We start from the raw sequence: 22,823 nt of genomic DNA, 5'->3' as shown, positions 1-22,823 counted from the left end.
TACTTGCGGGATGGGAGCCCAAGATGCTTGATCGCCGTTCGTTACTTGTCGCCGGAGCGTCCTCGTTAGCGAGCATTATGATGCCGCGCGTGCCGGGAAGCGCAAACGCCTTCATATTGCCGTTCGCACCCACCGAAGCCCATGCCGACGAAAAAGACCCCTTCAGGGTGCTCGTTCTCTCGCGCACCATGTTCGGTGTGGTCGTGGTCGACGTCGCCAACAAGAATACGCCCATCACGGGTGCCCAGGTCACGCTCATATCGCGCTATGCCGCAGGCAAGCAGCTCACCGCCACGACCGATGACGAAGGCACGGCCATCTTTGAGGTCGCCCCTCTTTCAGAAGGCTACGTGGACGAGGCAACGCTTCTCGACGCGTACGACTTTAACGGCGGCATCTCCATTAGCATGGCAGGCTACCGCGATGTCGAGATTCCCCTTGCGCGTATCCAGGGCGGCACCGCTATTACCGCACCCACACGTCCGCTCTCCGATGGCGAGCCGTACTTTCGACAGCTCACGTTCGACGAATGGGACATCCAGTACGCCGACGCCACGTTTATGGCAATGCCAGCGGACGAAGCAGCAAACGACCAGCCCGACACGCACGCTTTTACCGTGCAGGCTCATCTGCCGCAGGGCGGGCAGGCAACGTTGCATATCAATAAAGTGATGCCCTCTGCGGGCAGCTCAACCGAAACCGTCACGCAGATCGGCCAGATCAAGGCCAGCGCATCGGGCGCGGATAATCTGGCGACGTTCACGCTCGAAGACACGTTCCTCGATGCAGCTTCGGGCCTTCTGGAGGAAGGGTGCAAGCTGCGCTTTATGCTCGACTACCAGGGCAAAACCTACACGCTCTCATCCCCTATGGCCGTTGTCACCGCGCCGGCCGCAAAGGCGGAATCGGGCTCGACCACCATCATTCCCACCACCATGGACCAAGAGATCACTCCGTTTGATTTCCCCGCGGCGTTTCCCGGTATCGGCGGCAATAAGTTCACGTGCTGGATGCCCACATTTCCCATTCTGTTCGATTTCTCGTTTGCTGGATACGTGCTGTTTGGCGGAGGGTACAAACCAGCTAGCTATATGAACGATTCGGGCAACCCTGATCCGGAATACTGGAAGAAATCGCCGCGCGAGTCGGGCGCCAAGCAGGCAAACCGCTACCTCGACGAGATGGAGGGGAAGTGGAATCAGTACAAGAGGATGAGTGCCGGTTCGGGCACCGATCCAAGAAACACCAAGCTCCTTCGCCACCATTGCACGCCGCTGTTCACGATGGATATCGCCACACAGCTGTACGGCTCGCTCGCCTACGATTGGGTGGGCAAAACCTGGGGTAACAACAACGACCCCGCATACGGCAATATTAAGGCCCTCTTCCAGGTAAGAACCGACCTCAATTGGACCGAGCAGTTTACCCTAGGACCGGTGCCATTTTTCCTAAACGTCAACCCCTGGGTGCTGGCAAAACTGGCGCTCGCCGTGGGTGCCCACACGCACGGCAGCGGCGCGGCGTTTTTTAAAAACATTTCGCTCGACTATTCAAACACGTCGGGCTCGTTCACCATCCAGATCGGACTCGCCGTCACCTTTGGCGCCGGCGTTGCAGGCGTCGCTTCGTCTGCCGTGCGCGGCGCCGCATCCCTCACGCTGTTCATTGGGTACGAGAAGGCGGATGGACACCAGCTTCCGCGACTGCGCGTAGGTGCAGACGTCGATGTCGATGTGATACTCCAGTTCGTAATGTTCAAGTGGACCACCAAGGCTTGGTCGGGGTCGTGGCCCACACTCATCGATTCGTGGAATATGTCGGTGAACAATGGCGACCAGTATGCGCTCCAGCGCTCTGAGCTCGCATTGGGTGGAGATACGCCTTACACGCTGGACGCCCGCTTCGGCACGCCCGGCAACATCGAGGCGGGCGGCGTTCCGCAATTTATCGCATCGGCCACCATCGTCACCAACGCCGAGCTGCTCGCACGCGCCGAGGTTAAGGCCACTGCCGTAAACGCCGCGCCTGTCGTGCGCGATTGGGATCGGGCGGTCACGCGCATTGAGCTCGAGGCGGATGCAGAAAGCGACGACACGGGACAGATCGAGCATTTCGTCCATGCACTGATAGAGAACGACGAAAACGCCGCGCCGATGTATGAGTACACCTACATCGGTCAGGCAACGAACACCGTTGCCGACCCGAACGCCGATTCTGCCGGCGTGTCGGAGGACGAGCGTGGCGGCATCAAGCCCTCGAGCGACAACGTGCTGTTTGCTGGCGTGCTCAGCGAAGCCCACATGAAGCTGGCAATGATTGCCGGCGTAGAATGCCTGTTCCGTATCGCCTCGGTGCGCTACGGCGACAATGGTCGCTCGCGCCTGGTGGTACACACAAAGGCAAACGGGACGTGGTCCGCTCCCACGCCTGTGGACTTTCCCCTTGGGTTTGGCGAGGGCGACGTGGAGCGCGACAGCATATACGATTACGACTTCGACGTAGTGGAATATACGGACGGAAGAGGAAACCAGGACGCCTACGTGCTGCTGGTCTCGGGCGAGCGCCCCGCCGGCGACAACACCCTTTTCGATACGGCGAGCACATCCGGCATACTGTCCGTTGTGCGCCTGCGCATAAGCAACGACGGAGTTCGCGTGATATCGCACACGTCGTGGCGCAGCATCTCGCGCGGCCGCCTTCAGGAGGATGGCTACCATTGCCTGCAGTGCCCACGCATCACGGTGGGCAAGACACTTGTCGACGGGCGCCTGTCGGGCGCCTACCTCCACCGCCGCGGAACCACCGCAGAAAAGACGCTCGGCAGCGAGGCCGAGGTTGCGCTGGAGTGCTTTACCCTGTGGTCGGACGTTTCGGGCGACAGTCTCACGTTCCGTCAGGTCCTCCGCTTTCCGCAGACACCGTCGAGCATCGAGCTCGGCGCGCCCGAGAATATCAACGGCAAAATGGTGGTGCCCATTGCATACGAGACCGCAGGCGGTTGTGGCTGTGCATCGTACGCCGTGATCGGCCAGTCCATTGCGAGCTGGGGCGTTATGTCGCCAGATGCCACAGTACCCCACGCGGTGCCGTGGCCGCAGCACACGGGCTTTTTGGCTACCGTCAACGAGCAACTGCAGCATATTACTTGGACGCGAGGCGCATCGGCATTTGCAACGCAGCCCGTGGGTGCCGCAGGCTGTGGCCCGGCATCGTTTAGCGTAAGCAACAACGGCAGGTGCGTGCTCTATGTAGAGAACACCGATGGCAAGGTGGGGCAAACCTACGACGAAGAAGGCAACCCGGTAGCAGTGATGGGCAAGCACTTCCGCATCTTCGCCAGCACCTTGGCAGGCGATCTGTTTACGGAGCCGTTCGTGATGTGCGAGCTGGACCATCCCGTCGATCAGATAACGACATTTTTGACGTCGGGGAGCATGCTCTCCGCGCTCGCCACGCACATTGTGAGCGCGGAGAAGAGCGAGGCAGAACTACACGGCATCGAAGTGCCCTTGGTGGCGTGTGCCACTCCGACGGGCGCAGTCGCTACCTCGGGCGCGGTGGTGCCCGGAGCAGCAGGCGAATCCTTCATGGTCACGGTGCGAAACGACGGCAACACCTTGCTGACCGCCGGCACAATCGATCTGTACCGAGAGGGCTCCAGCCAGCCGTTCTCCAGCGCATCCATCGGGTTCGGAGCGAACACACGCATGGCATCGATCTACGATCCAGAGCTTGCCGAGGACGCTTCGGTCAACGACATGGCACACGTGAAGTACGCGCTCGAAACGCTGGGCACACCTTTTGCAACGCACCCGCTGGTAGCCGACAGTGGCAACGCCGTGCTGGCACCGGGTTGCACGGCACAGTTCCGCATGAGCTTCGCTATCCCCGAGAGTTGGAGCGACGAAGTGGGCAAACGCGTAACGCTGTATGCGAAGGCGCGTAATCTGGTGGCGCTCGATCCCGTAACGCTCGAGGAAATTCGACCGGGCGCAAACTCGGCGCTGGGTGCCGTACTGCACGAGCTTCATGTGCCCGACGCGGCATGCGAACGCTCAGAAGTTCAGGTCGGCGTATGCGACAGCGCGGATACGACAGAACTTCACGACGCCCCGATGACAGCAGACGACGATGGCGGCTCGAGTGGCGGCGGTACCGACGAGGGCGGCGGCTCCGGCGGAAGGAGCTCCGGCAGTGGCAAGGACCACAGCAATAACAAGCGCTCCGGAAAAGCGGGCGCGCTCGCTGGCACGGGCGATGTCAATGCTCCCCTTACGGCAGCCGCTACAGCACTCGCCGCGGCAGGCGCCGGCCTCATCGCCTACAGCGCCCGCCGCACGGCGCTCGAAAAAGACACCGCCAATGAGGTCAATTCGGATAGGTCTCGCTAGCTCCTAGTTACTTTTGTGAGAGACGCCGACTCGGCTCATCGAACACCAAAAGGGGCTGGCCCCGATAACTCGGAGCCAGCCCTGAGTCGCCTGACATGGGAATCGCAACCCGCTACTTGAGCTTCAATGCCTCCATCATGGGCGCGGCGGCGTCCCAATCGATCTTCCAGCCAATCGACACGCGGACGGTCTCGCCCGTCGCGGGAGCCGTCGCAAACAGCGTATGGCCGTTGTCGGGACCGGTAAAGCGCAGCCACGTTATGCCGTTGTACTCGACCTGGTCGGTTGTTGTCTCCTTGCCTTCGTAGACCTGCTCTAGGCTTGCAACCTCTTCCTCCGGCGAGCGCGGGAAGATGCTGATGTTCAGGCGTCCTCCAGTCTCGTCGTGGAAGAAGTTTGCCTTTTCGCGCTCTTCGTCGGACGAATCCAGCGTGTACCCATCGGCGGCCTCGATGCTGTACGATGCGCAGTCGATGCCCGTTAAATCTGTCTTCTCGCCAGAATCGGCCACGCCGCCGGCCGCCTTGAACTCCTTGGTCTCGCATCCCGTGGTGTCAAAGTGCATGGCCTCATGATTCTTGGCGGGGGCATAAGCGTCTACGAACTCGACAGTGATGGGCCCGTAGTACGCCGTCTTGGGCGCCCAGAAATACACGTACTCAACGGTCTCGCCCGGGCCGATACCTGGCCTCTCGGAAAGGTCGATGCCCTCGTGCAGCTCATCGGGAGCCTCGCTTGCAACGTAGTCGAGCACGGCCGCCTTGCCGGAAGTAAACAACGGGTCGCCTGCCTCAAGATCGCCCTGAGCAGCATGCACGTTAAAGGAACTGAACGTCCTGTTCTTTGTGTTGTTGTTGGTGATCTTGATGTGCAGGTAAAAGCCGTCCTGCAGCTTGGCATCGCCGCGATAGAACGTACCGTGAGCCACCGACTCATAGGTAATGCCTGCCACCTCGACCGTCTGCGAATCATAGGCCCTGGGCTTTTCCTGCACAGGCGCGCTGCCGCCCGAACCGCCAGGCGAGCCGCTCGGAGCACTACCGCCACAGCCGGCCACTGTACACGCCAGCACGGCCGAAAGCGTCACGGTGGGAATTCCTAACAGCAGTTTCTTTGTCATGGGCCTCATCATTCTCACCGCTCCTTTCGGCTTGCAGCTCATCCATTGCCCGAGTCCCAAGTCGACCCCGTGGCATCGGCTTCCACTATGAGCGTATGACGAAACACGGCGCCGGCGAAGTGACCCGTGGCCCAAATAACGACCCACCAGCGTTCCTTATGGGCCAAAAGAACTCGCACATGCACGCCCCCGGCCCATAAAACGAGACGTCTGTCCCAATGTTCGATTCGATCCAACAATCCGCACGACACGTTTTCGACAACGTATCCAACCGCAAACGCAGCAAGACGCATTCGGCCGCCTTCAAATTTACTCGGGCAGAACCGACTCGGTTTTGTCCGAGTAAACTCGAGCATAAACTGATCCATGCGATACAATTAACTCGGACAAAACCGAGTCGGAAGGAACCGAGTAAGTGGAATTTATTGGCAGGGAGCGTGAGCTCGCCCGTATTAAGAAAACGCTCAAAGCACCCGAGCAGCGCAATGTTCTCATTTACGGCAGGCGTCGCGTCGGAAAAAGTGAGCTCATCAAGCAGGCGCTAACCGATTTGTCGGACGTCGCAACGGTCTATTACGAGTGCCGCCAAACCTCCGAGGCAGACAACCTCGAGAGTCTGTCCGTCCTTGTTGCTGAAGCGCTGAGCTTTCCTCCGCTCGCCTTCACAGGCATCCGCGAGCTCATCGAATTTCTGTTTGCCCAAGCTAAAGACAAGAACATTACCCTCGTTCTCGACGAATACCCCTACTTGAGAGATGCGGTTAAAGGCTTAGACAGCATTCTTCAGACCTCAATCGACGCCCACAGGGAAGACTCACGTTTAAACATTGTCCTGTGCGGCTCCTACGTTGAGATTATGAAATCCCTCATCGAGCATGAAAGCCCCCTCTACGGGCGAATTGATCTCGCGCTTGAGCTTAAGCCCATGGATTACTTTGACGCTGCGAAGTTCTATCCCGCGTTCTCGCCCGAGGACAAGGTGCGGCTCTATAGCGTTTTTGGCGGTATCCCCTTTTACAATCGCCTCATCGATCAATCCCAAAGCGTACGCGACAACATCATCGAGCTCGTCACGGAACCTGGCGCCCGCTTAGAAAGCGAGGTGCCGTCCTATCTCAACGCCGAGATCTCGAAGATGACCAACGCCAACGAAGTTTTCGGGGCTCTCGCACAAGGCTACTCCCGTTGGGGGGACGTGCTGGCACAGTCGCACGTCTCGAGCGGTCCGGCCATGGCAGACGTGCTCGACAAGCTCATGTCACTCGAAATCGTCCAAAAGCGTGCACCCATCAACGACCCTACGAACAAGCGCAAGTCTGGCTACTTTGTAGTGGATCCGCTTTCGCTCTTTTACTATCGCTATGTTTTCCGCAATGCCTCAGCGCGTCAGCTGCTCGACCCGGAAGTCTTCTATGATCGTCACGTCTTCCAAGACTTCGAGGAAAACTACGTTCCTCATATGTTCGAGGAGATCTGCCGTCAATACCTCGTGCGGCAGAACAGGACCGGCAAGATCGAACCGGCTTTCGACGCCATAGGCAAGTACTGGTACGACGACCCCGCAAACAAAACGAGCGGCGAATTCGATGTGGTAACGCAAGACCCCGAGGGCTACGCATTCTACGAAGCAAAGTTCCGCAAATCCCCCATCACGCAAAAAATGGTCGACGAGGAAATCGCCCAAGTCGAGGCAACGGGACTCAAGTGCCATCGCTATGGATTCTTCTCCCGTTCGGGCTTCGAAGCTGGCGAAAGCGATCGAACCGTCTTCATCGACCTGCCGCAGATGTTTGGATAGGACAGGACAGGTCCCTCCCGCATTCCAAGCATTCATTATCTAATCGAACGGTTGTTCGATGGATTTCGTGTTGGTTGGAATCGTCTGTGGGCTGGGCTATGCTACCTTGACTATCTATATGACTTAAACGCAGCAAAGGAGCACCGAGAGAGCGAGTATGGCAAAAAACACCGCAAACTATGGTAATGACAGTATCCGCCAGCTCAAGGACGAGGAGCGCGTACGCCTGCGCCCCGCCGTCATCTTTGGCTCGGACGGACTCGACGGCTGCGCGCATGCCGCCTTCGAGATCCTGTCCAACGCCGTTGACGAGGCGCGCCAGGGCTACGGCAAGCTCATCACCCTTACCGCCTTTCGCGATGGTTCCATTCAGGTAGAGGACAACGGCCGCGGCTGCCCGCTCGACTGGAACCCCTCCGAGAAGCGCTTTAACTGGGAGCTCGTCTTTTGCGAGCTCTACGCAGGTGGCAAATACAACAACAACCAGGGCGGCGACTACGACTTCTCGCTCGGTACCAACGGCCTGGGCTCGTGCGCGACCCAGTACGCCTCCGAATACATGGACGTCACGGTTTGGCGCGACGGCAACAAGTACTCCCTGCACTTTAAAAAGGGCAAGGTCGTTGGCGCCAAAAAGAAGGCACTCGAGATTGAGCCCAGCGACGAGGACCGTACCGGCACCACCATCAAATGGCGCCCCGATCTTGAGGTCTTTACCTCCATCAGCATCCCCCACGATTGGTATCGCGAGACCATGCGCCGCCAGGCCGTGGTCAACGCCAACGTGACCTTCCGCCTGCGCATTGAGGGCGACGATGGCGAGTTTTCCGAAGAGGACTTTTGCTATCCCAAGGGCATCGAAGACTACGTGCTCGAGAAGGTCGGTACCGACTACCTCACCGAGCCCTTCTTTATCGAGGCCGACCGTCGCGGTCGCGATCGCGAGGACCTGCCCGACTACAATGTAAAGATCACCGCGTGCATGTGCTTCTCGCGCACCATCATGATGCAGGAGTACTACCACAACTCATCGTGGCTCGAGAATGGCGGCTCGCCCGAGAAGGCCGCCCGCAGCGCTCTGACCAGTGCCATCGATGCTTACATTAAGCAACAGGGCAAGTACAACAAAAACGAGAGCGGCATTAAGTGGCAGGACGTCCAGGACTGTCTGGTGCTGGTGACCAACTGCTTCTCCACCCAGACGTCCTATGAAAACCAGACTAAGAAGGCCATCAACAACCGCTTTATCCAGCAGGCTATGACGGCCTTCTTTAAGGAGCGGCTCTCAACCTACCTAATCGAGAACAAAGACGCTGCCAACAAGATCATGGAGCAGGTGCTCATCAACAAGCGTTCGCGCGAGAACGCCGAGAAGACGCGTCAGAGCATCAAGACCAACCTACAGCAGAAGACCGACATGGCCAACCGCGTGCAGAAGTTCATCGACTGCCGCTCCAAGGACAAGAGCCGCCGCGAGATCTACATCGTAGAGGGCGACTCGGCAGCAGGCGCCATTCGCACCTCGCGCGATGCCGAGTTCCAAGGCGTTATGCCCGTCCGCGGTAAGATCCTCAACTGCCTGAAGGAAGACTATCCGCGCATCTTTAAGTCCGACATCATCATGGACCTCATGCGCGTGCTGGGCTGCGGCGTGGAGATCAAGGACAAGCGCATCAAAAACCTTGGTGCCTTTGACCTGGACAACCTCAACTGGAACAAGGTCATCATCTGTACGGACGCCGACGTCGACGGTTATCACATCCGTACGCTCGTGCTCACCATGCTCTACCGCCTGGTGCCCACGCTTATCGACGAGGGTTACGTGTATATCGCCGAATCGCCGCTCTACGAGATCAACTGCAAAGAGAAGACCTACTTTGCCTACACCGAGCTCGAGAAGAACGGCATCCTCAAGGAGATTGGCGACCAAAAGTGCTCCATCAACCGCTCCAAGGGTCTTGGTGAGAACGACCCGGACATGATGTGGCTCACCACCATGAACCCCGAGACGCGTCGCCTGATCAAGGTGGAGCCCGAGGACGTCACCAAGATGGAGACCATGTTCAATCTGTTGCTGGGCAACGACGAGGCAGGCCGCAAGCGCCATATCTCCGAGCACGGCAAGGAATACCTGGACCAGCTGGACCTGCAGTAACAGCAAATCGATAACGACGGCCCATAAGAAGTTCAAGAGGATATCGTGGCAAAGAAGAAGACGAAGAACCAGCCAAAGAAAAAGCAGGTCAACGCCGAGAACGTCATCGGCCTGCACTCCGAGGTCACCGACCAGCCGATCACGCAGACGCTCGAGGTCAACTACATGCCCTACGCCATGAGCGTCAACGTCTCGCGTGCGTTCCCCGAGATCGACGGCTTTAAGCCCTCGCACCGCAAGCTGCTCTACACCATGTACAAGATGGGTCTGCTCAAGGGCGAGCGCCAGAAGAGCGCCAACATCGTGGGCCAGACCATGAAGCTCAACCCGCACGGCGACGCCGCGATCTACGAGACGATGGTGCGTCTGGCCACCGGCAACGAGGCGCTTCTTGCCCCCTTCGTAGAGTCGAAGGGCAACTTTGGCAAGTACTATTCGGGCGACCTGAGCTACGCCGCCTCGCGTTATACCGAGGCCAAGCTCTCCCCCATCAGCGCCGAGATCTTCAAGGACATCGACAAGGACCCGGTCGACTTCGTCGACAGCTACGACGGTGCCATGAAGGAGCCGCGCCTGCTGCCCACCACGTTCCCCAACATCCTTGTCTCGGCCAACAAGGGCATCGGCGTCGCCATGGCGTCCGACATCTGCGGCTTCAACCTCAACGAGGTCTGCACCGCCACGATGCACTACCTGCAGGATCCCGACTGCGACCTGCTCGAGTACATGCCCATGCCCGACTTCTCGACCGGCGGCGAGATCATCTACCGCCGCGAGGAAATGGAGAAGATTATTGAGACCGGCCTGGGCAGCTTCCAGATCCGCTCCCGCTGGCGTTGGATTCCCGAAGAGCGCATCATCGAGGTCTACGAGATCCCCTACACCACCAAGATCGATGTCATCATCGAACGCATCGTCAAGCTCTCCAAGGAAGGCAAGGTCAAGGAGATCGCCGACATCCGCGACGAGACAGACCTTTCGGGTCTGCGCATCGCCATCGACCTTAAGCGCGGCGTCGACCCCGACAAGCTCATGGCCAAGCTCTATCGCTCGACCACGCTACAGGATTCGTTCTCGTGCAACTTCAACGTGCTCGTCGATGGCTATCCCCGTGTTATGGGCGTGCGCCAGATCCTGCACGAGTGGGTCAAGTGGCGTATTGAGTCCACACGTCGCCGCATTAACTATGACCTGGGCAAAAAGTCCGAGCGCCTGCACCTGCTGCACGGCCTCGAGGCGATCTTGCTCGACATCGACAAGGCCATCGCCATCATCCGCGGCACCAAGCTCGAAGCCGAAGTCGTGCCCAACCTTATGAAGGGTTTCGACATCGACGAGACCCAGGCCGAGTTTGTTGCCGAACTTAAGCTCCGCAACATCAACGAGGAGTACATCCTCAACCGCACCAAGGACATCGCCAAGCTCGAGGGTGAGATTGCCGAGCTTGAGGAGATTCTCTCGAGCGAAGACAACATCAAGAAGGTCATCAGCGATGAGCTGGCAGCAGTCAACAAGAAATATGTGATGCCGCGCCGCACGGGCAGGATCGAGCCCCATGAGGTCGTCGAGGTAAGCCTGGAGCCCGAGGTCGAGGAGTACCCGGTGACCATCATGCTCTCGCGCGATGGCTACCTTAAGAAGATGACGGACCGCGTGCTCAAGAAGGCGACCACGCTCAAGTACAAGGACGGCGATAAGCCCTTTATCGAGTTCCCGTCCTCCAACACCCACGAGCTGCTGGTCTTTACCAACAAGAGTCAGGTATACAAGTGCAAGGTCGCGACGTTTGAGGATACCAAGTCGGCCCAGCTGGGCTCGTACCTGCCGACCGATCTTGAGATGGAACCCGACGAGAGTGTCATCTGGGTCATCGACCCCGAGGACTACAAGGCCGACGTGCTGTTTGTCTTTGAGAACGGCCGCGTGGTGCGCGTCGCGCTTTCTGGATACGTCACCAAGACCAACCGCAAACGCCTCAAGAACGCCATCTACGGTGGCAGCAAGCTGCTGTATGCCCAGGTGCTCAACACAGATCGCGACATCGCGCTGGTCTCGAGCGACTATCGTTTGATGAACTTCAACACGTCGCTGCTCAAGACCAAGACGACCACCAACACGCAGGGCGTCCAGGCCTTTACAGCCAAGAAGGGTCGCTTGGTCACCACCGTCGGCACGACCGAAGAGATCCTTGGCGCCGGCGTCTCGGCCGAGAAGTTCACCGCGCAGAGCCTGCCCTCCGCCGGTGCCCTCATGAAGGAAAACGACATGCCGAGTTTGTTTGACTAGGTACCACGGCAACGAGACCGTTAGATACTTCGCAAAGCGACGAGGCCCGGAGCGCAACGACATTGCGCCCGGGACTCGTCGTTTTTCTTCTCAACTATTTCTTAACGCAGATTAATTGATTTCTGCTTATTTTTCTGCGTTAAAAAATGTCAGCGTCACTGCTTCGATGCCCTTTGGTCGGTCGTTAGCAAAACTTGCAAAAATTAGCAAAACTTGCAAAAATTAGCAAAACTTGCAAAGGAGACACCATGGAGTACAGCAAGAACCCCTTTACCCCGACGTTCGGAAGTATCCCTCCCTTTCTAGCGGGTCGCGAGCATATTCTGCGTGACATCAACCGTGGTTTTATCAACGGCCCGGGAGATCCAAACCTGTCGACTATTTTTACGGGCGCAAGGGGAACGGGCAAGACGGCGCTTCTCTCGCTCCTTTCAGAAACGGCGCTTGAACACGGTTGGATCGCAGCAAATGTCTCCGCCATGCCAGACATGCTCGAAGATATTATCGAGCGAACCAAAGAAGCCGCAGATAGCTACCTCTCACAGCCTCATGCGCGCATAAACGGCGTTCAAATTGGTCCAGTGGGCATCGATTGGACATATGCTCAAGAGGTCCAGGGCAACTGGCGCACACGCATGAATGGCATCTTTAAGCAACTCGAAAAACATGACATCGGACTTCTCATTACCATCGATGAAGTCACCGTCGATCTCGAAGAAATGCTTCAATTTGCCTCTGTTTACCAGCACTTTGTACGCGAAGGTAAAAAAGTTGCCCTACTCATGGCAGGACTGCCCTACAAAGTATCGGCGTTGCTGCGTAACGATTCCGTCTCGTTCCTCAGGCGTTCCCAATATCATCAGTTAGGACGAATCACTGACGTTGAAATTGCAAACGCGTTTCGCAAAACCGTTGAGGCCGGAGGACGTTCAATCACACCAGAAGCGCTCGAGAATGCTGTGAAGGCCGTCGACGGATTCCCCTACATGATGCAGCTCGTCGGATATCGCACTTGGGATGTTTCGGAGAACTCGCCCCAAATCAGTGCATCCGATGTCCAGCAGGGTTCCCTACTCGCACGCATGGAGCTGCGTGATCGCATTCTCGAAACGACCTATCGAGAGCTTTCCGATAAAGACATTGAGTTTTTACTCGCGATGCTGCCCGATTCTGGCCCCAGCAGGGTCTCGGAGATAGCCAAACGCATGGGCGTCGCTAGCAACTACGCAAGCCAATACAAACGCCGCCTTCTCGAGGACGGCGTCATCGGGGAACGTGGGCGTGGTCTCGTTGGCTTTGACATCCCCGCATTCAGGGAGTTCCTGAGCGAGAAAGTCTCCTAGCACGCGGAGATTGTCCATAAGGACATCAACGCATGGCAATCAGTAATCCTCTTGGTAAGGGAAGTAGGCTTTCCGCCAACGCTGATTGCCATGCGTTCTTCTTGTCCTTAGGCGAGTTTGCGAGCGAGCTCTCGCACCTCTTCCAACTTGGGCGAGGAGACCATGCTGTCACGCTCGGTCATACCGCTGATGGTGACAATGCCCTGGTCCTCCCACTTGCAGTACGCACAGGTTGACTTGTACATAGCGATCGCCGCATCATAGACGCCCTCGCTATGGCTATCGAGCAAAAGGGCCGTCTTGGTGAACGGGAAGCCCGTAGCACCGAAGGCATACAGGCGGTCGATGGCGGCCTTCTCCTGCGCAGTGATATCAAACCAGTAGATAGGCGAAGCGAAGACAACCATATCGGCGCCTTTCAGTGTCTCGAGCACACCGGCCATGTCGTCCTTCTGCACGCAGGCACCCTCATGGGCAAAGCAGTACTGACACCCCAGGCAACCAGCAATCTTCTTGCCGGCAACGCGGATGACCTCGACCGTATGGCCGGCCTCGCGCGCGGTCTCGGCAAACGCCTCGACCATGGTGTCGGTATTGGCGCCCTTGCGCGGGCTACCGCTCAATACAACGATATTCATAAGAATCTCCCTTCTTCATGCCGCAGGCGCGCGGCATACATTTCGTTGTAACCAAAACGGATGGAGCTATTCAGTCGTCTGCAGGCCACATCTCTCGTCAGTGTTCTCTAGACATAATCTCACCGCCTGATAACTCCTCGACTGTCTTGACTCTCTCTCCGAAAATTGAACAGCAAATCGTTGCTCGCAAAGTATCGACTGTGAGAAAATTAGCTTGAGCTTTCTCCCTGCTCGCATAAGCGTTCGCGTGAAAGAGCCTAGCCGCATCGGCCAGGCGCAATATAGATCCGCGGAAACCGGCCTACGAACAAGGAGCGTCTTATGTATGGACAGCATGTTGCACCGCAGACCCATAACAAACGGACTGGCCTGTCTATCCGCGACGTCAAGCGTCATGCAGACGCCAGAATCGCCGCCTTCGGAGTAAGCATTCTTGTGGCAGGACTGCTTTTGCTACCCTGCGCAGCACTGGCGACAGAAATGCCCGAAACCGATGTCGCAGCACCCATTACCTGCGACGAAGCCAACGTAGAAGGCAGCCTCACAGCTACCACCGTTGTCGACCATAACTATGACCTGGAGCTCCCTCCTGCCTTCATGTTGGTCCAGAATGAGGCGTTTGCATACGATTTCCCCGACAAACCCGAGGACTTCATCTACGGGCTTAACGACACCGTCCTTCTCTTCAAGATCGACACCGATACCGAAAGCCTTATAAAAACCGAGAACCCCAAAGAGGCCAGCGTCTCTATTGCCCTGACCATGATCGACAATCACGTTAGAGCAACCGCAGTCTTTACAGGCGGCTACGCCGACGACCAAATCCCTTACAGGCTGAACCTCATCAGCTCAACCCAACTTGGCACACACGTTGACCGCGACTTCGACAGCGGGCAGGGGATTGTGCACGAGACGCGGCACGATTACTACATCCGCTACGTCTTCGACAGCGACGTGCACTTGATTGTAACCGATACGAGCGGTTCCAAACCCGATCCAAGTGTTAAGCCGAGCCCAGAGGTCAAACCCGAACCGGAAACCAAACCCGAGCCCACACCGCAGCCCAAAGCAGAAAAGCCCGCGGCAAATCCCGTTTCCACCAAGGCAGTAGCGGCGGTTAAACCAGCCGGGACCACCCTACCCGCGACGGGCGACAACGGCGCGATGGCTGTCGCCCTGAGTGTTGCCGGTGGCGCAGTTGCAGCAGTTGGCATTTCCGCAACAAGGCGTCGCAGCCGCTAGCTAAAACAAATACGCCATTCACACAGGCAAACAACCAAGGTCCAACGAAAACAGTCCAGTCATCCGACCGTGCCGCACTCCAGTAGTTCGCAGAGGATATCAAGGAGGTGGCCCAGGCTTCCCTTGTCGCCCTCGAGCTGTGCGACAGGCAGATCAGGTTTGGGAAGTAGAACGGCCCTTGCGCGAGGCATGGATCGGGCAAGTTTGACTTTTATTCCCAGGGCCAAGCAGGGCCGGAGGTTTTATTGGCGGCTCTTGCGGGCGGCGCGAGTTTTGGCGAGGACGTAGGCATCGGGATCGTCTTTGAACCAGGGGCAACGGCGCACGCCGGAGACCATATGGCGGTGGGGGCAGCCGCCCATGCACATGGGCAGAATGTGGTGCGCGGATGATTGGGCGCGCCGCAGGCTGAGTGAAGCCATAACAACACTTCGCGCATCGAGCAGTTTGAGCCAGCGTGCGCATGTCGGCGCCATACCGGGAAGGGAGGGCCTTCTTGTGGGGCGGACGACCCCATTGCAGTCTCCTTCCGCTCTATAACTACGGAATCGACGGCAGCCGCAGGAGAATCGCTATCGTACTCGTAGCGGCTCTCCGCCCCCCTAAGCAGCGTGTCCGCTACGAAACGACCGTCTTGTAATAGGCGCCGAAGTCTGCGAGCGAGTCCATGATGGGCATCATCTGGCGGCCGAGCTCGGTAAGGCCATACTCAACGCGGGGAGGATTCTCGCCATAGTCATGGCGAAAGACCAGTCCATCATCCTCCATCTGCCGCAGGCTGTCGGTAAGCACCTTCTGAGAGATCCCCCCAAGGTTGCGGCGCAACTCGTTGAAACGCCAAGGGCGTACGCGCAAGTTACGGATAATGAGCAGCTTCCACTTGCCGCCAATGAGCGCAACCGCCGTTGCGACCGGACACTCCGGAAGCTCCTCTTTCGCCATCATGGGAGACCCAACCTCCTTGACCATACCGGTTTCATAAAATAGTACGCAGTTACAAATATGTGCGTACTCGTATTTGCATGCGCTTTCGCGTTGAATATATCTCACGCAGGAGATGCCTGCAAGGTAAATCAACCCCAAGAGAGGAACCATTATGGCTAATTATGCAAAGACCCACATCGGTAATGAGAGCCGTGTCGAGCTGCACGAAGTGCTCAGGCTTACCGGGGCAGAGGTGAGTGTCAACAATCTTCCCGCCGGCGCTGGCGTTCCGTTCGTCCATGCACACAAGGAAAACGAGGAGATCTATGACGTGCTCGAAGGCGCGGGCTCGGTCACGATCGACGATGAGGAAATCGAGCTTGCAGCCGGCGACTGGCTGCGCATTTCCCCCGCCGCACACCGCCAGTTCCGCGCCGCGTCCAACTCGGGTATCACATACGTCTGCATCCAGGTCAAGCAGGGGTCCCTTAATGCCTTCACGGCCGACGACGCTATCATGTTCTAATTCGCAATCGATGCGCAAGGGGCCAATGAAGCCCCGTCCGTTGGCCCCTTGCGCAAATCTGCTGACGCAAAACTACCCCACATCCCGGCCGGCTTCACGCAAAAGAGGCGGAGGCACGCTTTGTCGGTTCCGGAAATAAAAGCCAAGACAGTTACAATATAATCACTTCAAACTCAGGGCGTTGAGCTTTCGTTTTGCCCCAAACCCTTGCCAGCTCTGTGGCGGATGCCGAAAGCTGCAGATCGATTATCTGCGGATTGTATTAATCCATGCCTGAATATCTTTCTCAGAAGTACGGAGCATGGATTCATCGAACTGCACATCGAGGCCCGGCTTCACGATTGCGCCTTTGCAGGCTTCCCCAAAGTCCTTCAGCGCGTGTCCCAGCCAGCCGCCATTGGTGGCAAACGGATACACGATCTTCCCGGTCAGGTCAGCCCGCTCCAGGAAACTGCGCATGGCGGGCGCAAAGGTGTACCACCAGACAGGAGAACTCAGGATGATGGTGTCGTAATCTCTCCAGCCAATGTGCAGCGGCTTCAGTTCCGGGCAATAACCCTCGGCAATCTCACGCTGCCCCTGATTGACGACTTCATCATAATCGCCATCGTAGGGAACAACCGTATCCATACGAGCAATATCCCCGCCGATTTCTCTCTGGATCATCTCGGCGATGCGCTTCGTATTGCCTCCGTAGGAGTAGTACAGAATCAAGGTTTTCATTTCACGCATTCTCCTCATGCAAGAGGCTTTCCGCTGAACACGGGAAATGCGCTGAATTCACCATAGTTGGCGATGCGCTCCATGTTCTTGAGAGTTTCCATGTCTTCCTCGGAGATCGCGAAATCCACGTCCGCGTTGCTTTCCATGTGGGCGGGATCTGCCGTCTTGGGAAGCGCGACGGCTCCAAGCTGAAGGACATAGCGGATGCAGAGCTGGGCGGCAGATACGCCGTACTTCTCTGCCATCTTAACGATCGCCGGATTCTTCAGGGCCTCGCCGTGGGCGATGGGAGAGTATGCCTCCACTTGAATGCCCTGCGCCTTGCAGAAGTCCACCAATGCCGAATCGGTGTTGGTGATGTGCAGGAGGATCTGATTGACCATGGGCATCACGCGGCAAGAGCTCAGGAGGTTCTCAAGGTCATCTTGCAGGAAGTTGGACACGCCGATTACCTTGACCTTGCCCGCCGCCCGCGCATCCTCCAACGCACGCCAGACCTCCTTGTTCTCCTCGAAATAGCGCTTCTCCACACGGAACTCGCTCCACGGCTGGGGAGAGTGGATGATCATCTGGTCGAGGTAGCCGAGCCCCATCCTCTCCAGCGTCTCATCGATGGACTTCGCCGCATCCTCGTAGGTCTTCAGCTCTGCCGCGATCTTGCTGGCGACGAAAAGTTCTTCCCGGCGAACGCCGCAGGTGCGCACGCCCTCGCCGACGCCGCGTTCGTTTCCGTAGGCCTGCGCGGTGTCGATCAGGCGATAGCCCAGCTTTACCGCCTCGCGAACGGCTTCCGCCGCCTCGGCATCGTCGATGAACCAGGTGCCCAGTCCCAGCTTGGGAACCTGGACTCCGTTTGCCAACGGGTAGGTTTCATTCAAGATCATCGTTCTACTCCTCGCCCCAGACATCCTTTGCCATGCGGAAAACCGCCCACGCCTTGGGCCAGCCGCAGTAGAAGGCTGCATGGGTCACGACCTCCGCGATTTCTTCTTTTGTAATACCGTTCTTCTTTGCCTCCGTCAGGTGATAGCGGAAGCTCTCATCGGTAAGCCCCTGAGCCATCAGCGCGACGACGGTCACGAGGGAGCGGTCGCGGAGGCTGAGCTGCCCCTCTCGGCTCCAGACCTCTCCGAAGAGCACGTCATCGTTCAGTTCCGCGAATTTCGGGGCGAATTCGCCCAGGGCATCTCTGCCTGCCGTCTGCTTGACTGCCATGTTTCGTTCCTCCCTACAGCCTTGCGTACTCTTCGTGGGATACCGGCTCGCACCACTCGTTCTCGCAATTCTCGCCGGGAACCTCCACTGCGATATGGCTGAACCAGCTGTCCTTCTTCGCTCCGTGCCAGTGCTTGACGTTGGCGGGGATCATCACGACGCTGCCCTCGTGCAGGCTGACGGCGGCCTTGCCTTCCTCCTGGTACCAGCCCTCGCCAGCCGTGCAGAGCAGGAGCTGACCGCCCCCTTTGTCCGCGTGGTGGATATGCCAGTTGTTGCGGCATCCCGGCTCGAAGGTCACGTTGGCGGCGAACAGGCCGCCTTCCGGATCGGTCAGCGGATTCAGGAACGAATCGCCGGTGAAATACTGGGGATAGGCGTTGTTCGCCGTTCCCGTGCCGAATGCGTTGACCTTCTCGAACTGCTCTTTTCGTTCATACCTCATAATTGAAACCTCCTGCTTAGGATTATCGATTCACGCCATAGCGCAGCCAGACCGCCCCGCCGTCCATGGCCTTCGCCTCTTTCAGCGTGAAGCCAAGGGCCTTGCTCTCCGAAATGCCTTCTGCGGCTCGGAAAACCGGCGGCGTATCCGGGCTCCCGTCTGCCGCCGCCGCCAACACGATGCTGATCTCATCGCACATCCCCGCTTGCAGGAACGACCAGTTCAGCACGCCGCCACCGCCCAGCATCAGGGTCTCGATGCTGAATTTTTCTTTCAGCTTGGAAAGGGCCAGGCCGTGATCCAGCTCCGTTTCTCCCGCGATGATGTACGAGATTCCCAGCTTTCTCAAAAATGCCCTGTAGGCGTTGCCGACCTGCTCTGTCAGCACCTCGACGACATGGGCGGTGGTGTCCACATAGCGCAGGGCGCTGCTTTTCCACCCCAGCTTGCCATGGGGGTCCACGGAGACATAGAACATTCCGAAGTCCGGTTGCGCGATGAAATCACCTGCCGGAACGGCCGGCGCATCTTCGTCCAGGTCCGGCTTCCTGTAGAAGGTGAAGTTATCGTCCGTCGTCACCCTGCCGGACAGCCAGCCCTGGTGATGGTAAAAGGGCTCTTTCCCGAAGGCGATGTCATAGACGCATCGCCCGCCGCTCTGCCCTGCGGCGTTCCCATGTAACCGCCCATGATCTTTCCGTCCAAAGCGCACATCATGTGGCAGAAAACATACGGCCTGTTCACGTTCGATTCCCCTCCTTATGATTGACAAACATTCTGTTTGGAAGCATGCTTCCTTTGAACTTCATGTGCATCCTAGAACTTGAAGTTAACTTTAAGTCAAGGGGATTCTGGAATAATTCGGAGGGGTTTTCAGATGGTCTATACGGTGGGAGAGATGGCGAAGCTGCTGGGGGTTGCGGCGTCCACCTTGCGCTACTACGACAAGGAGGGGCTGCTGCCCTTCGTGGAGCGCTCCTCCGGTGGCATTCGCATGTTCCGGGAATCGGATATCGAATGGCTGCAGGTGATCGGCTGCATGAAGAAAGCCGGGATGTCCATCAAGGACATCCGGCAGTACATCGAGATGGCGCTGCAAGGAGACGGCACCATCGATTTGCGCCTTGCCATGTTCCGGCGCCAACAAGAAGTTCTGAAACAGCAGATGGCGGAATTGCAGCACACCATGGAGATGGTGGATTACAAGTGCTGGTATTACGAAACGGCGAAGGAAGCGGGTACGGTCGATGCCCCGCAGAAGATGGAGCTTGCCGAAGTCCCGGAACGCTTTCGGAAGATTAGGCAGGATCTGCGCACTGCGCCGGGGACTGCGGCAACGATATAACAAGACTGCTTAGGCAACGGCAGTCAACCGCTTGATAATCACGGTAACTTTACCGTTCAAAAAAGTACTACCAACAAACGACCACCCCGGCTATCCGCTGTTCGCGGAAGAGCAGGGGAGCTCTTGTCGCCGGGATGGAACCTTTTCAACTCGCAGAATAGCAGAATCGCCTCGCAAGCCAGAATCAGCACGGGACGGCAGCGGGCAGAACCGCCACCGCTTAATTACCCTCACGCTGTCACTGGCAGCCCTGATTAAATATGCTAGGTATCTCGGGATAATGCTATCGGTCGCATACGCGCAAGAGTGTCCGCTGATTGCAGCCGGTTGTTCCCCTTCCTACGCCAATGGTGTGCAGACATCTTCGATATTCTTGCTCGTTCTGGCGAAAATCGCGTCTCCAGGGTTTGCCTTTTTCGATTTAGCGTATTGCTCTTCAGATCATCGTGGTGTGCTCGTAGCCGCGCTCCACGAGGAGCCGATCGGCAACGTCGAGAATCTTCTCGACCGTCTCCTCCGGGTACTTATTGCGTGCCACGGGCACCTCCGTCCTTGTTATCGCGATAAACATACCATGAGTGGCGTACGGGTCGAGAAGGGCTGGCGCCAAAAGAGCCCAACGGCCGTTACGGCTTCGTTAGAAACGCGCCCCACCATGGATGGTGAACCCGAAAGGTAAGGCGCGCGGGCACGGCGACTCGGCCCGCGCACCCGGAAGAGAAAGGACGAACCCATGGGTTACATGCTCGAGACGCGCGGGCTCACCAAGCGCTTCGGCCGCGGCGACCAGGCGCAGGATGCCGTGGCCGACGTGAGCCTTCATATCCGCGAGGGCGAGGTGTACGGGCTGCTCGGCCCCAACGGCGCCGGCAAGTCGACAACGCTCAAGATGATCTGCGGAATGCTGCGGCCGACGGCCGGGGAGATCCTCTTTGCCGGGCACGCCTGGCGCCGCGAGGACCTCTACGCAATCGGCAGCCTCATCGAGGAGGCGCCGCTCTACCCCAACCTCACCGCGCGCGAGAACCTGCGCGTGCGCACCACGCTGCTGGGCCTTCCCGAGAGCCGCGTAGATGAGGTGCTCGCCGCCGTGGACCTCGCGGACACCGGGAAGAAGCGCGCCGGGCGCTTCTCGATGGGCATGCGGCAGCGCCTGGGGCTCGCGCTGGCGCTGATCGCCCGGCCACGCCTGCTCGTGCTCGACGAGCCCACCAACGGCCTCGACCCCATCGGCATCGAGGAGCTGCGCGACCAGATCCGCGGCTTCGCGGCGGCGGGCACGACGGTGATCGTCTCGAGCCACATCCTCTCCGAGGTGCAGCAGATGGCGGACACCATCGGCATCATCTGCGGGGGGCGCCTCGCCTACGAGGATGCGCTTCGGCCCGGGCAGGACCTCGAGGAACTCTTCATGAGCTTCTGCCGGGAAGGGCGACGAGCACGCGGGGAGGTGGCGGCATGACGGGCGAGAAAGGCGGCCTGCTCGCGGGCCTGCGCGCCGAGGCCCTGAAGTCGCGCCACGCGGCACCGGTTCGCCTGGCCGTGCTCATGGCGCTGCCGATGCCACTGCTCGGCGCGATGCCCTACCGGGGCGTGCAGATCTTCAGCGCGTGGAACTACTGGTACGCGCTCTTCCTGCCCGTGGCTCTCTCGCTCGTAGTGGCTTGCGTCGCGCGGGCGGACGCGCGCACGCGGATGCGGGGGCTTCTGGGCCTGGGCTTCCCGCTTAGGCGCGCCTGGTGGGCCAAGGCGCTCTGGTGCCTCGCGCTTTGCACGCTCTCGAACCTCGTGGTCTTCGGCATCTACCTCGCGGGATCGGCGTTCTCCTCGCAGGGCCTCACGGCCGCGGGCACGTTCACGATGCTCCTCTGCGCGCTCGCCAACACGGTGACCGCGGCGTGGATGATCCCCGCAGGGCTCTTCCTCACGGCGCGGCTCGGCATGCTCGCGGGCATCTTTTGCCCGCTCGCCACGCAGCTCGTGGGTGGGTTCGCCTGGTCGCTGATGCCGCTGCCGCAGCTCTTTCCGCCGTCGGCGAGCATGGTCATCCCCACGAGCTTCATCCCCGTGCTGCCGAGCGGCGAGCCACTCGCGGCGGACATGGCGCTCGGCGGGGCGCTCGCGGCGGACGGCATGCTCACACTGGCGGGCCTTGCGGTCTGCGCGCTCGCGTTCGCCGCGCTCACGGCGGCGGGCGCGGCCTGGTTCGCGCGCTCCGAGGAGAGGTGATGGCCGTGACACGACTCTCCGACCCGACGCCGCGTATGACTCTCCCGCGAGCCCTGCTCTCCGAGGCCCTGCGCCTGGCGCGCTCCCCGCTCGCGGTGGTGCACCTCGTCTGCGGCCTGGCAGCCGGTCTTGCCTGCGGCGAGTACTTCTCCATAGTCCGATGGGACCCGGCGCTGGGCGCGGACGCCTACGTCCAGTTCCTCGGCGCCCTCATGCCGCTCATGTCCGCCATCGTCTGCGGGCTCGCCGTGGACGAGGAGCGCGCTGCCGGGCGCCTCGCCAACCTCACGGCGGTCCCCTCGCGCGGGCGCGCCGTCGCGGCGAAGCTGCTCGCCCTTGCGGCGCTCGGCGCGGGCGCGCTGGCCGTGGATTGGCTACACTGATGTGGACAGTTCCGGGAGGGGCGCAGGAGACGGGAGGGCCGTATATGAGGGACCCCAGGC

21 protein-coding genes are annotated in these 22,823 nt (G+C 58.9%); 11 read left to right on the top strand and 10 right to left on the bottom strand.

Annotation, left to right across the window (positions count from 1 at the left end):
* The first annotated feature begins 23 nt into the window (after positions 1–23).
* Positions 24–4,391 (top strand): hypothetical protein, encoded by a 4,368-nt coding sequence (locus I2G40_RS03660; protein WP_195544210.1) that lies wholly within the window; start codon positions 24–26, stop codon positions 4,389–4,391.
* Between the two features lie 112 nt (positions 4,392–4,503).
* On the opposite strand, the gene I2G40_RS03655 is transcribed toward I2G40_RS03660, so the two are convergent.
* Positions 4,504–5,511 (bottom strand): hypothetical protein, encoded by a 1,008-nt coding sequence (locus tag I2G40_RS03655; protein WP_195544209.1) that lies wholly within the window; start codon positions 5,509–5,511, stop codon positions 4,504–4,506.
* A gap of 415 nt (positions 5,512–5,926) precedes the next feature.
* Here I2G40_RS03655 and I2G40_RS09750 point away from each other — a divergent pair, with 415 nt between their 5' ends.
* From I2G40_RS09750 to I2G40_RS03635, 4 genes are all read left to right on the top strand, one after another.
* The gene (locus I2G40_RS09750) at positions 5,927–7,309 is read left to right on the top strand and encodes an ATP-binding protein (RefSeq protein ID WP_040358713.1); all 1,383 of its coding nucleotides are present in this window, start codon (positions 5,927–5,929) and stop codon (positions 7,307–7,309) included.
* 157 nt (positions 7,310–7,466) lie between these two features.
* Positions 7,467–9,464, top strand: coding sequence for a DNA gyrase/topoisomerase IV subunit B (locus I2G40_RS03645; protein ID WP_138374938.1), 1,998 nt, complete (start codon positions 7,467–7,469; stop codon positions 9,462–9,464).
* A gap of 45 nt (positions 9,465–9,509) precedes the next feature.
* Positions 9,510–11,750, top strand: coding sequence for a DNA gyrase subunit A (locus tag I2G40_RS03640; RefSeq protein ID WP_195544208.1), 2,241 nt, complete (start codon positions 9,510–9,512; stop codon positions 11,748–11,750).
* A 248-nt stretch (positions 11,751–11,998) separates the two neighbouring features.
* On the top strand, positions 11,999–13,093 hold the full coding sequence (locus I2G40_RS03635; RefSeq protein ID WP_195544207.1) for a P-loop NTPase family protein: 1,095 nt from the start codon (positions 11,999–12,001) through the stop codon (positions 13,091–13,093).
* A 107-nt stretch (positions 13,094–13,200) separates the two neighbouring features.
* On the opposite strand, the gene I2G40_RS03630 is transcribed toward I2G40_RS03635, so the two are convergent.
* Complete coding sequence (locus I2G40_RS03630) at positions 13,201–13,731, bottom strand: flavodoxin family protein (RefSeq protein ID WP_195503676.1); 531 nt, start codon at positions 13,729–13,731, stop codon at positions 13,201–13,203.
* A gap of 321 nt (positions 13,732–14,052) precedes the next feature.
* Between I2G40_RS03630 and I2G40_RS03625 the strand changes: the two genes are divergently transcribed.
* A complete protein-coding gene (locus I2G40_RS03625; protein WP_195544206.1) occupies positions 14,053–14,973 on the top strand; it encodes a hypothetical protein in 921 nt (306 codons plus the stop codon).
* A 242-nt stretch (positions 14,974–15,215) separates the two neighbouring features.
* Here I2G40_RS03625 and I2G40_RS03620 read toward each other — a convergent pair whose 3' ends face one another.
* Together I2G40_RS03620 and I2G40_RS03615 are read right to left on the bottom strand one after the other, a co-directional pair.
* Positions 15,216–15,395 (bottom strand): hypothetical protein, encoded by a 180-nt coding sequence (locus I2G40_RS03620; protein WP_195544205.1) that lies wholly within the window; start codon positions 15,393–15,395, stop codon positions 15,216–15,218.
* A gap of 196 nt (positions 15,396–15,591) precedes the next feature.
* Entirely contained in the window at positions 15,592–15,918 is a 327-nt protein-coding gene (locus I2G40_RS03615) for a winged helix-turn-helix transcriptional regulator (RefSeq protein ID WP_195544204.1), read from the bottom strand.
* 151 nt (positions 15,919–16,069) lie between these two features.
* Between I2G40_RS03615 and I2G40_RS03610 the strand changes: the two genes are divergently transcribed.
* The gene (locus I2G40_RS03610; protein ID WP_195544203.1) at positions 16,070–16,423 is read left to right on the top strand and encodes a cupin domain-containing protein; all 354 of its coding nucleotides are present in this window, start codon (positions 16,070–16,072) and stop codon (positions 16,421–16,423) included.
* Between the two features lie 246 nt (positions 16,424–16,669).
* On the opposite strand, the gene I2G40_RS03605 is transcribed toward I2G40_RS03610, so the two are convergent.
* From I2G40_RS03605 to I2G40_RS03585, 5 genes are read right to left on the bottom strand one after another with little or no spacing between them, the layout of a single operon-like run.
* Positions 16,670–17,146, bottom strand: a complete 477-nt coding sequence (locus I2G40_RS03605; protein WP_229090638.1) for a flavodoxin — start codon at positions 17,144–17,146, stop codon at positions 16,670–16,672.
* Positions 17,147–17,160: 14 nt separating this feature from the next.
* Positions 17,161–18,030 carry an aldo/keto reductase gene (locus tag I2G40_RS03600; RefSeq protein WP_195544201.1) on the bottom strand — a complete coding sequence of 290 codons (870 nt, stop codon included), beginning with the start codon at positions 18,028–18,030 and terminating at the stop codon, positions 17,161–17,163.
* A gap of 4 nt (positions 18,031–18,034) precedes the next feature.
* Positions 18,035–18,361, bottom strand: a complete 327-nt coding sequence (locus tag I2G40_RS03595; RefSeq protein WP_195544200.1) for a carboxymuconolactone decarboxylase family protein — start codon at positions 18,359–18,361, stop codon at positions 18,035–18,037.
* 13 nt (positions 18,362–18,374) lie between these two features.
* Positions 18,375–18,806, bottom strand: coding sequence for a cupin domain-containing protein (locus I2G40_RS03590; protein WP_195544199.1), 432 nt, complete (start codon positions 18,804–18,806; stop codon positions 18,375–18,377).
* A 22-nt stretch (positions 18,807–18,828) separates the two neighbouring features.
* Positions 18,829–19,578 (bottom strand): dihydrofolate reductase family protein, encoded by a 750-nt coding sequence (locus I2G40_RS03585; protein ID WP_229090637.1) that lies wholly within the window; start codon positions 19,576–19,578, stop codon positions 18,829–18,831.
* 105 nt (positions 19,579–19,683) lie between these two features.
* Here I2G40_RS03585 and I2G40_RS03580 point away from each other — a divergent pair, with 105 nt between their 5' ends.
* Positions 19,684–20,151: a MerR family transcriptional regulator gene (locus I2G40_RS03580; protein ID WP_195544198.1), complete on the top strand. Its 468-nt coding sequence runs from the start codon at positions 19,684–19,686 to the stop codon at positions 20,149–20,151.
* A 436-nt stretch (positions 20,152–20,587) separates the two neighbouring features.
* Here I2G40_RS03580 and I2G40_RS03575 read toward each other — a convergent pair whose 3' ends face one another.
* Entirely contained in the window at positions 20,588–20,689 is a 102-nt protein-coding gene (locus tag I2G40_RS03575) for a TetR/AcrR family transcriptional regulator (RefSeq protein ID WP_229090636.1), read from the bottom strand.
* 195 nt (positions 20,690–20,884) lie between these two features.
* On the opposite strand from I2G40_RS03575, the gene I2G40_RS03570 reads away from it, so the two are divergent.
* From I2G40_RS03570 to I2G40_RS03560, 3 genes are read left to right on the top strand one after another with little or no spacing between them, the layout of a single operon-like run.
* Positions 20,885–21,613: a lantibiotic protection ABC transporter ATP-binding protein gene (locus I2G40_RS03570; RefSeq protein WP_195544197.1), complete on the top strand. Its 729-nt coding sequence runs from the start codon at positions 20,885–20,887 to the stop codon at positions 21,611–21,613.
* A complete protein-coding gene (locus I2G40_RS03565) occupies positions 21,610–22,380 on the top strand; it encodes an ABC-2 family transporter permease (protein ID WP_195544196.1) in 771 nt (256 codons plus the stop codon). Before I2G40_RS03570 ends, I2G40_RS03565 begins: the two co-directional genes overlap by 4 nt.
* Positions 22,380–22,763 (top strand): ABC-2 family transporter permease, encoded by a 384-nt coding sequence (locus I2G40_RS03560; protein ID WP_195544195.1) that lies wholly within the window; start codon positions 22,380–22,382, stop codon positions 22,761–22,763. The genes I2G40_RS03565 and I2G40_RS03560 overlap by 1 nt, the downstream gene beginning before the upstream one ends.
* The last annotated feature ends 60 nt before the right edge of the window (positions 22,764–22,823 follow it).

It is taken from the genome of Collinsella aerofaciens, assembly GCF_015558785.1.
Lineage (GTDB): Bacteria > Actinomycetota > Coriobacteriia > Coriobacteriales > Coriobacteriaceae > Collinsella > Collinsella aerofaciens_P.
This window is presented reverse-complemented; position numbering and strand designations above follow the sequence as displayed.